This window comes from Streptomyces sp. NPDC055287 (genome assembly GCF_053646035.1).
Genome location: NZ_JBSHNE010000037.1, coordinates 13,585 through 25,993 on the forward strand (window position 1 = coordinate 13,585; position 12,409 = coordinate 25,993).

Below are 12,409 nucleotides of genomic sequence, written 5' to 3' on the forward strand. Positions count from 1 at the left end.
GACCTCGGGGTCCTCTGAACCTCGACGTCCTGTACTCATGCCAGCGTTGCCGACGATCTCGACGTCGTTGTTCATCGTGTCCCGCAGCACGATCTCCGGCTTTGGCCCGACGGGGGCGAAGAACACGTTCTTGAAGCTGCGGGCCAGCCCTTCGTCGAACCGGCTCTTGCTCTCCGGATGCTCCAGCTCCGTCAAGGCGTCCCGATTGGGTTCGACGACACCCTTGACGCACTGTCTCCTCAGTCTCCTACGCCCAGTCGACGCCGAGTTCGGTGAGGACGGCGAGCTGGGACTCGGTGAGTTTGTCGCGCCTCGCGCGGGTGATTGGGATACCCGTACGCCAAGCCGGTGCTCTGTGGGCTGCTCCTGGCCCTCGACCGCGATCGGTTCGAGGTGCCTGCGGGGAACCGGCACGCCTTCCCGCTCGATCCATTCGCGAGGGCTGCCAGGCCGCGCTTGAATGCCTGTTGCGCCTTACTCAGCCCTTCGGCGCACCTTTGACTGCCGACTCGGGGGACGATGAGCGCTGTACGCCCAGCTTGGAGAGTCGTTGCTGCTCGGTCGAGAGCTGCGCCAGATGCCCGACTGCCGCTGCTTCAGGAGCCACTTGCCCAGCTCGTCACCCTCGAACAGCACCCCGGGCTGGACGTCGGGCAGGGTGCCGTCGGCGTCGACGAGGGCGGCGTGCACCTTGTAGTGGCGTTGCCAGGGGCGGGCGCGTCTCCCCAGTCCATGGGTGGACCTAAAGATCCACTGCGAGTAGCCACTGCTGGTGGTCGTCATCGGGCTGCTCGGAAATTCACAGCCGCGTAGCCTCGCACTGCAGACGATCATATGGGGGATCAGTGGATCAGGGATGGTCGGCGCTCATCGCCGGAATAGCCGGACTGTTGGGAGCCGTACTTGGCGGATACATCGCGAAGCAGGGGGCCCTCGCCGGCGCTAAGGCAACGGCTGAGGCCACGGCCCGCCAGGTTGAGCTCCAGGGCCGCAACGAACTCGCCCACTGGATCCGCCAGGAGCGACGGGCCGCCTATGGAGAGGTGGTGCGCGCCTACAGCGTCCTGGCGAACCTGCTCGCGGCGTACCGCGTGGCCGTCGGCCGGGGCACGGCCCTCGACGACTTGAGCAGTCAGGTGGATGATGCTCGAAACGCCCTCATCATCGCGTGCAGCAGTACGCATTTGTTCGGCCCTGAAGCGGTGTGGGACGCGGCGTACGACATGCGGAGCACAGCGCAGGAGGGCGTGCTCGCACACCGGGCATTCGCCCACCACAGCCAGGCAGGCGGGGCGCCGGGTATGCAGGATGCGAGGCGTGATCTCTCCGTCGCGCGGGATGCAATGAGGGAGTCCCTGGTCTCTTTCTCGGAGCGATCCAGGCAAGCACTTCTCAGCGAGCATGCAGGGCAGGTGCCACCGCAGTGAAATGGGCTGGATACCAGAGCGATGACACACCGGCTGTGCGCGTGGATTGCCTATCGGTCAGGCCGTGTGGCGTGTCCTGCGTGATGGATATCGGGAAGGTCACCGCCGGGCGGATGTACTGCTACTTCCTGCGCCAGGTCGTCGTCGGTGGCGGCCGCCGTCCGACCCGTACCCCCGCTGCGCACCGCTCAGGAGGAGGCTGGTGTCCCGGCCGGGCGATGGATGGGCAGGAGCCTTGGCGTCCTCGGCCTGGCGGTGGGCGACGTCGTCATCGAGGCGCAGCTGCGGAACCTTTGCGGCGAAGGCCGGGGTCGGCACCCGCACGCGGACCGGATCGAGCGCGAGCGCCTCGAGGCGGGCGACGATCCGGCTACGGTGCGGCGGGCGACGGTGCTGGGGCGGCCCATCGAGCACATCAAGTCGCCGCTCATCGAGTCGCCGTGGCTCGCGATGGACCTGGTTTGCCGGGTGCCCGCGACCGCTCAGGCCGCGTGGGGGCTGCTTGATGCCCCCACCCGCCGGGTGCTGGAGCTGTGCCAGGACATCGCTCGGGACGAGACGTTGGCGTGGCTGGAGGAGTCGGTCGCGCAGATCCGCTGGGGGAGCGGCGACAAGCATCGCGCCCCGGTGAAGGACGGGCTGATCGTTGCGGTGTTCCGGTACTACGAGTCCAGGGCCGGAAAGCCGCTGCTGCACGATCACGCCGTAATTTCGATCAAGGCGCGGCGGCCGGACGAGAAGGGGACGTGGGGCCGTGGTGGACGTGATGCGTGGAGCCTTCCAGCACCAGCACCAGCACCAGCACCAGCACCAGCACCGGCACCGGCTGGCCGAAGCCCGTCGACGCCCCACGTACGTCCTGCGCGGCCGCCGCCACGAACCCGGCCTGGATGAGCAGATCGTGCAGGCCGCCGTCGACGGCTGCACCCGCCCCATCGGCTGCGCGCTGACCGCAGACCTGCCCGCGCTGTAGCCGCGCGAGATCGAGGACCGGGCCGTGGTGCGCCCGCTGACCCGCGACCGGACAGCCTACGGCTACGAGCGGTCCCGTCTCGCCGTCGGCGCCCTGACCGCCCGGGTCCACGCGGTGCGTCGCTCGCGGCGTCTGGGCTCCCGGTCCCTGCCGCAACCGTCGCTGTGCCCGCGAGCCCGGCGCCGCGCCTGCGGCCGGACCGCACGGACCGGAAGGCCGGACGGGATCAGAAGCAGGCGACCGACGTCGCCACGGTGGAGCAGACCCGGCGGGTGTTCGAGGCCGCCGCCGAGGTGGCCGCCAAGCTCCAGGACGGCGTACGGGAACGTGCTGTCGCCCACGGCTCCCGACCGCAGCCGGCCCGGCAGCGCCGACGCCGGTGCACCCAGCAGCCCGACCTCCCGCCCACACCGGGCAGGAACACACCCACTGGAGGAGTCGCATGACCATGCCGTCGGAGGACCCGAGGGTCGAGGCCGCCGCAGCCCCGGTGAAGGAAGCCGCCCAGGAGCGCGCCGATGCGTATGGGCCGCGGCGTTGCGAGCCCGTCTGGAAGAGGCCCCGGGCACCGAAATCGCAGGCGCGGAAGAAGCAGGAGCTGACGGCGCACCCCGTGGCACTTCCTGAGTCCGGTGCTTGCACGCGCTGGCCTGCTGGCGTCGCGAATCGATTTTGCGGTGAACCTGTTCGTCCGGGCGGGTGATGGCGGCCCGTGCTCCGTCCACCGGGCGGGCGGTGGCCTGTAGGCCTGGGGAGTGTGAGAAGTGGATTGCGACGACGGCTGGTGCGCGGATGCCGTCGCCTCCTGGATTCCGGTCACCTGGGCAGGCTCCGTCCAAAGCGCCCGGCTCACCGGTGCACGCATCTCGCGCTGGTTCAGTTTTCCGAAGCGGTCCTGTCCTGCGTTCGAAAGGTGTTCGTGATGAGCCGAGGTTTGATCGTCGTGGATGTACAGAACGACTTCTGCGAAGGAGGCAGCGTTCCCGTCGCGGGAGGCGCGCGGATCGCCTCGGCGATCGCGGAACTGGTTGAGCAGAGTGCGGGGCGCGACTACCAGTACGTTGTGGCCACCCGGGATCACCACATCGATCCGGGCAGCCATTTCTCCGAGACCCCGGACTTCCGGGACAGCTTCCCCGTCCACTGTGTGGCAGGAGGCGAAGGATCCGAATTCCATCCGCATTTCGCACCTGTAGTCACGGACGGCAAGGTGCACGCCGTTTTCTTCAAGGGCGCGCACAGTGCCTCCAAGAGCGGCTTCGAAGGCGCGGACGCGCAGGGAACATCCCTGGCGGAGTGGCTGCGCATCCGTGGGGTCGAGGACGTCGACGTGGTGGGCATCGCGACGGACCACTGTGTGCGTGCGACCGCCCTGGATGCCGTCGCGGCGGGCCTTCGCGCACGCGTACGCCTCGACTACTCGGTCGGGGTCGCCCCGCACACAACGGCTGCCGCCGTGAACGACTTCCGCCAGGCGGGCGTTGAGGTATCCGGCGAGGTACTGGCAGCCGAATAGTCTGGATACCGGTTCGACGCCGTTCAGGGCAGGTCACTGACAGGCCCACTACCCCGTCCTGTGGGAGATGGTGTGTCCCGAACCGGTCCCGTCATCGACGAGTTGGTCGATGCTGCGCGTGAGGCGCCTGGGGAATTGGTGACCACCCGGCGTCTGGGCAGCGGGGATGTCCCTACGGTCCGTCTCGGTCGGGCGATCCGGGACCTGCAGCTGTGACGCGGGCCCTGAGCACGCTCACCGCGGCGTTGCCATGGACGGTGCGACCCGGGGGCTGTGTTCAGCCACACCCGCTAGAAGGTGTAGCGGGTGTGGCTGAACGCCTGGCCGTCGTGCCCGAAGCCGTACGCCGTGCCGGGTGCCACCGCAAACAGCAGGTCGTTGCCCTTGCGGATGCTGTCGCCGAAGCCGTGGAAGGTCCCCTCCGGCGAGGTGACGTGGTCCCCGTATTGCGCCTCGAACGCGGCGATGACCTCGTCCTGCCGCGCCGGATCCGTCACCCGCTCTGCCTTGCCCTCGATCACGATGTCGAGGCCTTCGGAGAGTGAGTTGTGCCCTGTGGTGAGTGCGCAGTGGGCATTGCCGGCCAGGTTCTTCGCCTTCTGCTCGCCCGGTCCGGTGCTGAAGTGCAGCGCCCCGTCGTGCCAGGCGGCGATCAGCGGCGTGACGTGCAGCCGGCCGTCCGGCCGGACCGTGGTGATCCAGAAGACTTCGGCGGCCCGCAGCTGGCGCTGGGCCTCGGCCCAGTCGGTGGCGGTAATGTTCTCCGCGCCCGGGCGCGGGTTGAGCGCGGAGCTGTAGCGGGCGTCGAGCTCGGTCTTGGGCTGCTTCGGCGTCATGCGGAACCCCTTTCCCTCTTCTTGTAACGAAGGCTACGCAGCCCGGCCCGGCGGCGCTCAGGCTCGGCTTCTGGCAGAGATCAATGAGCTGGCGAATTCCAGGACTGCGGCCGCCATGACGAACAGCCGGAGGAGATCCGGTTCACGGAGTCGAGCACCTGGAATTTCGCCCTCTGGCAGGCGCGCACCGAACAGCCCGCGAGCCCGGACCGCCTGGTCCGGGCCCGCTCGCGTATCGGGGACGCGATCACGCGCGTGACATCGTGTCCGATGCCCGGCGGGCGTCCGGCTCCACGGCGTCCGGCTGGGCGGTCGCTAGCACCTGGTCGACGAAGTGCCGTACGAGCGCCGCGGTATCGGCGACCGTGACGTCTTTCCCACGTCGTCCTGTGCCACCAGCAGTCCAGCTCAAAGCGGCACATGCCGTGGGAGAGTTCCACGTGCCCGACCCACGGCGCGCGCCTGCAGCGGCGGGTACCGATGGTGTGGCGCTCGGTCGCCGTCACGTGCATCCGGGCGAGGGTGGCGTGGTACCGGGCGGGCAGGGTCCGCCGTTCCAGGCAGCCGCGGCACTCCAGCAGGTGCAGCGCAGCGCCCTCTTTGTCTTGCAGGAAAGACTGCGCCCTGCTCTATCCCTCGTAGGTGTTGCAGCTGCCGCACAGCGGGCCGCGGACGAAGCCGTGGTCATGGCAGTGATCCCAGACCGCAGCTCGGGTCTTCGCGCACAGGCGGCACAGGTAGCCGTCGGCGCGGGTGCTGCGCGTGCGGACCGAGTCGTGCGGCACGCTCCGCAGGTGACCGGTGTACCGCTGGAAGGTGGCTCCAGCGCACGGCGGGCACAGGGTGAGGTAGCCGAGAGAGCTCGGAGCTCCGTCACCTTCTCCCAGCGGTCGAGGAGTTCGCCGTAGGCCCTGTGCAGGATCAGTCTGCCGCCGGAATAGGTCATCAGCTCCAGCGGCCGGGTGTTGGCGATGTTCTTCCGACGGCCGCTGCAGGCCGCGGTGAACTCCTCCCCGGTCAGCTCACCGGGCAGCCCGTCGGCGCCGATGCGCTGCCAGCTGCCGTCGTTCCACTCTTCACAGGGCCGCTGCCGGTGGTGCTTGTGGCGGGCCTGCCGGAACATCCAGGACGCGATCGCCTGCCTGCCAGCCAGCCCGGCCCCGGTCCTCCGGGTGCCACTCATCGCGGTCACGGCAGGGCGGCAGCTGCACCTCGACGACGTCGCCGATGTCCATAGGGAAGTCTGCGAACACCTGCGCGGCGCGGCGGATGTCACGTTCGTCGTACGTAAGGAGCAACACGTGGCGCCCAAGCTCAGCCACGCCGCTATACCCGGCCCGACCGGCCTCGGAAACCTCGCCGGTACGGAAGCCGCCGGCCTCGGGCCGAACTTCACCATCCCGTGGCCGGCCCGACTGAACCCCGGGGTCGAGGATGCGCCGGCTCAGCCTCCAGGTGACGGCGGACCGTCGCCTTGTTTGGTGGGGGCGCGTGCGGGCTGCGTACGGTGATCCGTCTGTCGATCCCCCACAGGTGGGACGGGCTTCCCGGACAACTGGAGCGACGATTCGCCGCGGACGCACCAGCGTCACCCGACTGCACGGTGAACTGGGCCCCGAGCAGGCTCCCGTCACCTAGGCCATGGTCCGTGCCCACATCGCTACCTTGCGCGGGGCTCCGGCCGGGGCGGCGCCCCGGCCGCCGACGGTGCGGCAGATGAGTGGTGGCTCACCCGTCACCCCACGGCCCTGACCGAGGAGGACCGCGCCGGTCTGAAAGACGTTCTGGCCCGCTGTCCCGAACTGGACACGGCCGCCAGGCATGTCCGCGACTTCGGCGAGATACGCAGCGGCCGCCTCGGCAAAATCGATCCTGCTCCAGTAACTCCTCGCGACTATGCTGCTCTGTCCCTGGCCGGTGTTCCTGGGCTCCCTGGACAGAGCCCGTGGTCGCCGCATGACGTCTTGGCCCCGGTTGAGTCTCCCGTGGGGGGAGACATCAAGGTGGGGGGCATGGACAGCGACACGCTCTATTCCATCGGAGAACTATCCCGCCGGACCGGCCTGACGGTGAAGACCATCCGGTTCTATTCCGACAAGGGCATCGTCCCGCCAACCGACCGGAGCCCGGCTGGTTACCGGCTCTACGGCCTCGACGCACTCGCACGCCTGGACCTGGCCCGCACGCTGCGTGCTCTCGGGCTCGATCTGGCGACCGTGCGCAAGGTGCTGGACCGGGAGGCATCCATACCGGAAGTCACCGAAGCACACGCCAATGCCCTGGACGTGCAGATCCAGACTCTCCGCCTGCGCCGGGCAGTCCTCCGCGCAGTCGCCAGACGCGGCCCCACCACCATGGAGATGGACCTCATGCACCGACTCGCCACGCTCTCCCAGGCCGAACGACGCCGACTGGTATCCGGATTCATCGACGACGCCTTCAGAGGTCTTCACACCAACCCCGAGTTCGTGACCCTGATGCGATCCGCCATGCCTGAGCTCCCCGACGATCCCACGCCCGAGCAGGTCGAGGCCTGGGTGGAACTCGCCGGACTCTGCCAGAACGCAGACTTCCGTGTCGCGATACGCCGCACAGCTGAGGACCAGGCGGAAGAGCCTTCCCAGCAGGACCTCAGCACTCTGCACGATGCTCTCGACCAAGCGATGCGTGAACGGATCGCCGAGGCCGCATCCGCCGGCCTCCTGCCCGCCTCCGCCAAAGGTGCATCCCTTACCGACTCGCTGGGCGGACTCTACGCCGACGCATTCGAGCGTGCCGACGAAAGCGATCTGCGCCGCTGGCTCCTCGCCCGCCTGCAGACAGCCGCCGATCCACACGCCGAGCGCTACTGGCAACTCCTGGCAATGATCAATGGATGGCCCGCATCACCAACGCTCGCTCCCGTCTACTCCTGGTTCACTGCCGTCTTCGCCAAGAGCGATGACGACCATCACAAAGGTCTGATGCGATGAGGACGCGCGACCTGAAGTTCGGCTTGTTCGCAGACGAGCAGGGGCAGGGGCTGGCATGGGTCGAGAAACTCGTTGAGGACGCTGTGGGCTCCCGGAGCGCCCGGATCATCAGTGAGACCGTCGCACACACTTTTGCCGGGAGCGAGCTGTCGACCGCTGACGTGTAGGCCTCTCTGGCGGAACAGCGGGCCGTGGAACATCCTGCCCAGAGCAGCGGCGCACGGCAACTGATCGAGCTGCGCGTCCACTTGGTGTGTTCTCTGCGGACACGGCGGGCGACCCGCAAGACAGTGATCAAGACATTGTGTCCAGAGGGAATGGCCCCCCACACCTGCCGTGTTCCGTGGATGGCTGCCTGAAGTGGTTCGCGGTGCCCGGTGGCGCACGGGACGGCCGCCGTGTGGATCGCGGCCACACCAATTCCGGACCCGCAGGCCGTATCACCGCGAGGCAGGACTGAGGCAAACGGCCTGGCCATAGCCACCAGCGCTGGGCGAATCGTCACCGCGCCGCGGGCTGACGCCAACGTCCAGGTGCGAGTCGTACGGCGTTGGCGAGGTGCGGGGCCCGGGTGGTGGGCGTGGAGCCAGGCGCCGGGGATGGCGGAGCAGTTCCGGCGCGAATTGCCGGGGGTCCCGCTCGTGCGCGGGGACGGTAACCGGCTGCCGCTGGCCGACGGCTCGCTCGGCCTCGTCTCGTATGCCCAGTCCTGGCATTGGACCGACCCCGTACGCGCCGTCCCGTCCGCCTTGCGGGCTCTCCCCCGGGGCGCGCTCGCGTTGTGGGGGAACGACCCGGACCCGTCCATGCCATGGGTGGCGGAGCAGGGGGTCAGGATCGAGGAGTGGATGGGGCCCGAACGCCCCTCCGCAACCGCGCCGATCGTCGCGACCGCGGCTGGAAGCAGCGCCGCGGCGTACCCGACCCGGCGCGCGAAACGCGCGGAGATGCCACCTGAACCAGACTCGGAGACTTCCCTCTGCAGGACGCAGGCCTACACCGCGGCAAGCGACCACATGATCATCACCGCGTTCCGTGGCACGGAACCGGTCCGGATCAAAGACTGGCTCTCGGACGGCACTACACCGCCCCGCACCGGGCCCGGTGGCACCGGATACGTCCACCACGGATTCGCCGCAGCACTGGAATCGATCTACCCCGAGGTCAAAGACACCCTCGCGGAGTTCCGCACCAACGGCCAGAGCGTCTGGTTCACCGGACACAGCCTCGGCGGCGCCCTGGCCATGCTCGCCGGCGCACGCATGTACCTCGAAGAGCCACGCCTGGCCGCGGACGGCGTGTACACCTACGGCCAGCCCCGCACCTGCGACCGGCTCCTGGCCGCCGCGTACAACAAGGGCTTCAAGAACCGCATGTACCGCTTCGTCAACAACAACGACATCGTGCCCCAGATGCCCCCCGAGCCCGCCTACACGCACGTCAGCGCACTGCGCTACATCGACTCCCGCGGCAAGCTGCACGAGACCATGCCATTGCTCGGCTCACTCACAGACCGGGCCAGGGGCCTGACGGCCGACCTCCTGGCACCGGCCGGCGACGGGGTGCGCGACCACTTCATTAAGGCCTACGTCACGGCCTTGGAGAAGAACCTGGCGTGAAACGGGCGGCGCCAGGGGCGTGCGGGCGCCTGCATCTGGACCGCAGCAGCTTACGGTCCCCTCGGGGAGGCGGCGCTGGAAGTACTCGCTCGCGTATCGTCCCCGTGGACCCCCGGTCTTCGGACGCTCTTCCTCGGCGGATCGTCCCACTCTGATCAGTTCTGCGAAAGCTTTTGCCACGGGAGATATGCCGCCTGGGCCGTGCCGGAACGCGGCTCGGTCGCCCTGCGTACGGCTAGGGCGAGTTGGAGAACTGAGGTCCGTGTCTCGCCTCGTGCCCTGATGATCTGGGTGTGGGGCGAGGGGATCTTTCAGATGATCAGTGGGCGTTGCTGCGGCCGTTGTTACCTAGGCGCTGAGCACGCCCACGAGGGTGATGGTGCTGCCGAATCCAACGGCGCCGAGGGTGGTTCCGGCGATGGCGGTCCACAGGCGGCCGATGCCGTGATGCGCGTAGTGGATGCCGGCCACGCCGAAGATGAGGGCGAGGGGCCCGGCGATGACCGCGAACGCGAGCGCGGGCGTCCACAGGCCGATAACGGCGAATACTCCGAGGACGACGGCGGTGGGGCCCAGTGCGACTGCGGGTGTGTCGGTTCGGTCGGGCGTGGTCGGCTGAGGCATGGCCTGACTCCCTGTTTGAACGCGTTCAAATCGTGGGGTGAGTGTACCAATTCGGGGGAGGGGCTACTGGTTGGGGGCCACGCGGGACGCGCCCGCTGGTCGGGGGTGCCAGCCACAGGCGGCCAAGCCCGGCGCGTCCGACGCTCAGGGCGCGGTGGAGAGATCATCTATGGAACGGTCCCATTCACGCCGTCATCGTCTTCATGATGGCCGCCTGCGTGGGAAGGTCGTCGGAGTCCTGACCTTCCACAGCACCAGCGGGGGCGTTGCCGGATCACTGCGCGCTGGCCTGACGGCTGCCGGGGTCAGCACGCCCGTACTGCCATAAGCGCATCGGCTGGTCCAGGAGCTGCGTGGCATATCGCTGGACCAGCCCCGGGCCGCGTGCCTGGGGCTCGGTCCTGCTCAATCCCTGGGCCAGAGCCATACGGCGACGAGCCCTGTTCATCGGTCACCACGCCCGGCTGTTCGCTCCGCTGAGGCCCTCCCGCAGGGCGGAGCGCGTGACGCGCGGCGCAACAGATGGGAGGGCGGAGGGTCCTTCTCGCGTCCCGGAGATGCCCTCCGGGAGAATCCCGAAACCACCCCGAACTGGTGCGACGCCTGAACCTCGAGCCAGCACCCCTGCCGGGTCAAGACACTCTCCCAGCGGCCGGGGCTGCTTGGCGGTGGCGGTGGCGGCTGCGGACTGGAGGGGTGTCGTTCCGCGATGCGGGCCGGTGCGCTGACCCGCCCCAGGTGCGACGCGCGTCGGGTCGGCGCACACTGGCACTGTGTGGCCCGGTTGAAGGGAAATGCGCCATGACTGGACTCGTCCGCCGCTCAGCTGGCGCCCCCGCGGGCAAGCCGCAGGGGTGTTCAGTCCTGCAGGGCAAGTGGCGTTGAAAAGGGACTGACCCATGCCAGTGCCAGGACGGCAAGCCGTCCGGCTCCTGGTCGTGGCGCTCCTCGCCGCGGTGGTCTCGCTTGCTGCCGCCGAGGGGCAGAGCAGGAGCAGGTGCGAAACGGTACCCGTGCAGGCGGCGGTGGTCACGGATGCAAGGGCTGCCGGACACCCTTTGGGCCCCGGCTATTGCGACAATTGCCCCTCGTGCCCCGGTTGTCCGGCATTCGACGAGGATGACGTAGAGCCTCAAGAGCCGCCTCCTCCCGAACAACCTCCTCCCGAACAACCTCCTCCCGAAGTACCTCCAGAGGCGCCTCCCGAACAGTCTCCCGAAGTACCTCCAGGGGCGCCTTCCGAAGTACCTCCGCCTACGCCAACACCTGACTCACCGCCCGTACCCCCTGGGACCGATCCTCCCGACACGGATGGACCCATTACCGACGGCCCGGGCACGGACGACCCCGGCACCGAAGACCGGACGCCGGACGGTGACGAGGGGGCGGGAGCCTTGCCGATCGTGCTCGTGCTGCTCGGCACCGCGATGGTCACCACGGCTGCCGTCATCGGCGTCCGCCACCGGGGACCGCGCTGGGCACGCCGCCACGTGCATGCCGTACTGCGCAGCGGCCCCGGTCTCGACAGCGTGCGCGAGAGCCGCGACTCCGATTCGCCGGACCGCACGGTACGGCTGGAGCCTCACCGCGACCCCGGCGAGCAGCATGTTCAGGAGGAGGACGATCGATGACCGTGGCGAGTCCCGCAGAGCCCATGTCCGTACGGGCCCTCCTGTTCGGCGAAGAGGGCGGGAGTACCACCGACGTCCTCGCCGGTCATCTTCATGAGCGCGATGTCGCGGAGACGATGTCGCACGGTGCGCGGGCTATAGGGGGTTCGGCAGGCCGCGTCGTCGAGCGTGAAGTCGCCACCGTAGTCAACGGGTTCCTCGCCATGGATCTGATCGACCTGCTGGGTGCGGGCTGGCGCAAGCACTCCGCTCTCACGGCTGCCGCCCGCCGTACCCGCGACGCCCCGGACAGCGAGGAGCTTGTCGCTCTGGTGAGCCATCACATCACGTCAACCCACCGTCCTTGCGTCGACTTGATCATCGATGGAGTCAAGGCCGGGGCCATCGACCTGGCAATTACCGTCGACTTCGACCTCAAAGGGGTTCTCGCCATCGTCCGTGAGGCACGTTTGGCCGGCCTGCGGTCCGCAGAGTGCACGGCGACCGGGACCCTCGCGATCGCGGAGAATACGGTGGCCAGCCGGAACCGCAGCATCGATCTCCCGGGCGTGATACGGCTCCGGTCAGGGCTCCCCCTCCTCACCCCGGAACAGCTGGCTTCTGGGGGCGGTCCCACCCCCGAATCCATTGCGGCAGTGAATGGCTTCCGCACGTGGCTCGAATTTCACGCCGAGGAGAACGCGGTACTTGGCGAGCTGGCCCGGGCCAACCCGGAAACCCTGGAGAACCTGCTGAGGGCAGGCGAGCGTTACTGGCTCGGCACGCGATAAGCGCGGCGCGGGGCGCCGAAGCGGAGGGCCGAAGGACCACT

At 68.7% G+C, this 12,409-nt stretch carries 12 protein-coding genes and 2 pseudogenes; 10 read left to right on the forward strand and 4 right to left on the reverse strand.

Annotated features, from left to right (window positions below):
• Positions 1-195 (reverse strand): annotated as a pseudogene (locus ACWIHY_RS33245) (hypothetical protein); the annotation flags it as partial.
• Positions 196-845: 650 nt separating this feature from the next.
• Here ACWIHY_RS33245 and ACWIHY_RS33250 point away from each other — a divergent pair.
• From ACWIHY_RS33250 to ACWIHY_RS33270, 5 genes and pseudogenes are all read left to right on the forward strand, one after another.
• On the forward strand, positions 846-1,427 hold the full coding sequence (locus tag ACWIHY_RS33250; RefSeq protein ID WP_454380022.1) for a hypothetical protein: 582 nt from the start codon (positions 846-848) through the stop codon (positions 1,425-1,427).
• A 222-nt stretch (positions 1,428-1,649) separates the two neighbouring features.
• Positions 1,650-2,117: pseudogene (locus ACWIHY_RS33255) on the forward strand (relaxase domain-containing protein); the annotation flags it as partial.
• Positions 2,118-2,193: 76 nt separating this feature from the next.
• The gene (locus ACWIHY_RS33260; RefSeq protein WP_454380067.1) at positions 2,194-2,400 is read left to right on the forward strand and encodes a hypothetical protein; all 207 of its coding nucleotides are present in this window, start codon (positions 2,194-2,196) and stop codon (positions 2,398-2,400) included.
• A gap of 164 nt (positions 2,401-2,564) precedes the next feature.
• Positions 2,565-2,846 (forward strand): hypothetical protein, encoded by a 282-nt coding sequence (locus ACWIHY_RS33265; protein ID WP_454380023.1) that lies wholly within the window; start codon positions 2,565-2,567, stop codon positions 2,844-2,846.
• A 476-nt stretch (positions 2,847-3,322) separates the two neighbouring features.
• Positions 3,323-3,916: an isochorismatase family protein gene (locus tag ACWIHY_RS33270; protein WP_454380024.1), complete on the forward strand. Its 594-nt coding sequence runs from the start codon at positions 3,323-3,325 to the stop codon at positions 3,914-3,916.
• Between the two features lie 290 nt (positions 3,917-4,206).
• Here the strand turns inward: ACWIHY_RS33270 and ACWIHY_RS33275 are convergent, their stop codons facing one another.
• Positions 4,207-4,752 (reverse strand): pyridoxamine 5'-phosphate oxidase family protein, encoded by a 546-nt coding sequence (locus tag ACWIHY_RS33275; protein WP_454380026.1) that lies wholly within the window; start codon positions 4,750-4,752, stop codon positions 4,207-4,209.
• Positions 4,753-5,381: 629 nt separating this feature from the next.
• On the reverse strand, positions 5,382-5,537 hold the full coding sequence (locus ACWIHY_RS33280; protein ID WP_454380028.1) for an endonuclease domain-containing protein: 156 nt from the start codon (positions 5,535-5,537) through the stop codon (positions 5,382-5,384).
• 387 nt (positions 5,538-5,924) lie between these two features.
• On the opposite strand from ACWIHY_RS33280, the gene ACWIHY_RS33285 reads away from it, so the two are divergent.
• The 3 genes from ACWIHY_RS33285 to ACWIHY_RS33295 all read left to right on the forward strand — a co-directional run bounded on the left by ACWIHY_RS33285 (position 5,925) and on the right by ACWIHY_RS33295 (position 9,343).
• Positions 5,925-6,263, forward strand: a complete 339-nt coding sequence (locus ACWIHY_RS33285) for a hypothetical protein (RefSeq protein WP_454380030.1) — start codon at positions 5,925-5,927, stop codon at positions 6,261-6,263.
• A gap of 501 nt (positions 6,264-6,764) precedes the next feature.
• Entirely contained in the window at positions 6,765-7,724 is a 960-nt protein-coding gene (locus tag ACWIHY_RS33290) for a MerR family transcriptional regulator (RefSeq protein WP_454380031.1), read from the forward strand.
• Positions 7,725-8,323: 599 nt separating this feature from the next.
• Positions 8,324-9,343, forward strand: a complete 1,020-nt coding sequence (locus ACWIHY_RS33295) for a lipase family protein (protein WP_454380033.1) — start codon at positions 8,324-8,326, stop codon at positions 9,341-9,343.
• Between the two features lie 348 nt (positions 9,344-9,691).
• On the opposite strand, the gene ACWIHY_RS33300 is transcribed toward ACWIHY_RS33295, so the two are convergent.
• A complete protein-coding gene (locus ACWIHY_RS33300) occupies positions 9,692-9,967 on the reverse strand; it encodes a hypothetical protein (protein ID WP_454380034.1) in 276 nt (91 codons plus the stop codon).
• A 1,394-nt stretch (positions 9,968-11,361) separates the two neighbouring features.
• On the opposite strand from ACWIHY_RS33300, the gene ACWIHY_RS33305 reads away from it, so the two are divergent.
• The gene (locus ACWIHY_RS33305; protein ID WP_454380035.1) at positions 11,362-11,598 is read left to right on the forward strand and encodes a hypothetical protein; all 237 of its coding nucleotides are present in this window, start codon (positions 11,362-11,364) and stop codon (positions 11,596-11,598) included.
• Positions 11,599-11,621: 23 nt separating this feature from the next.
• Complete coding sequence (locus ACWIHY_RS33310) at positions 11,622-12,368, forward strand: hypothetical protein (protein WP_454380037.1); 747 nt, start codon at positions 11,622-11,624, stop codon at positions 12,366-12,368.
• Positions 12,369-12,409 lie beyond the last annotated feature (41 nt).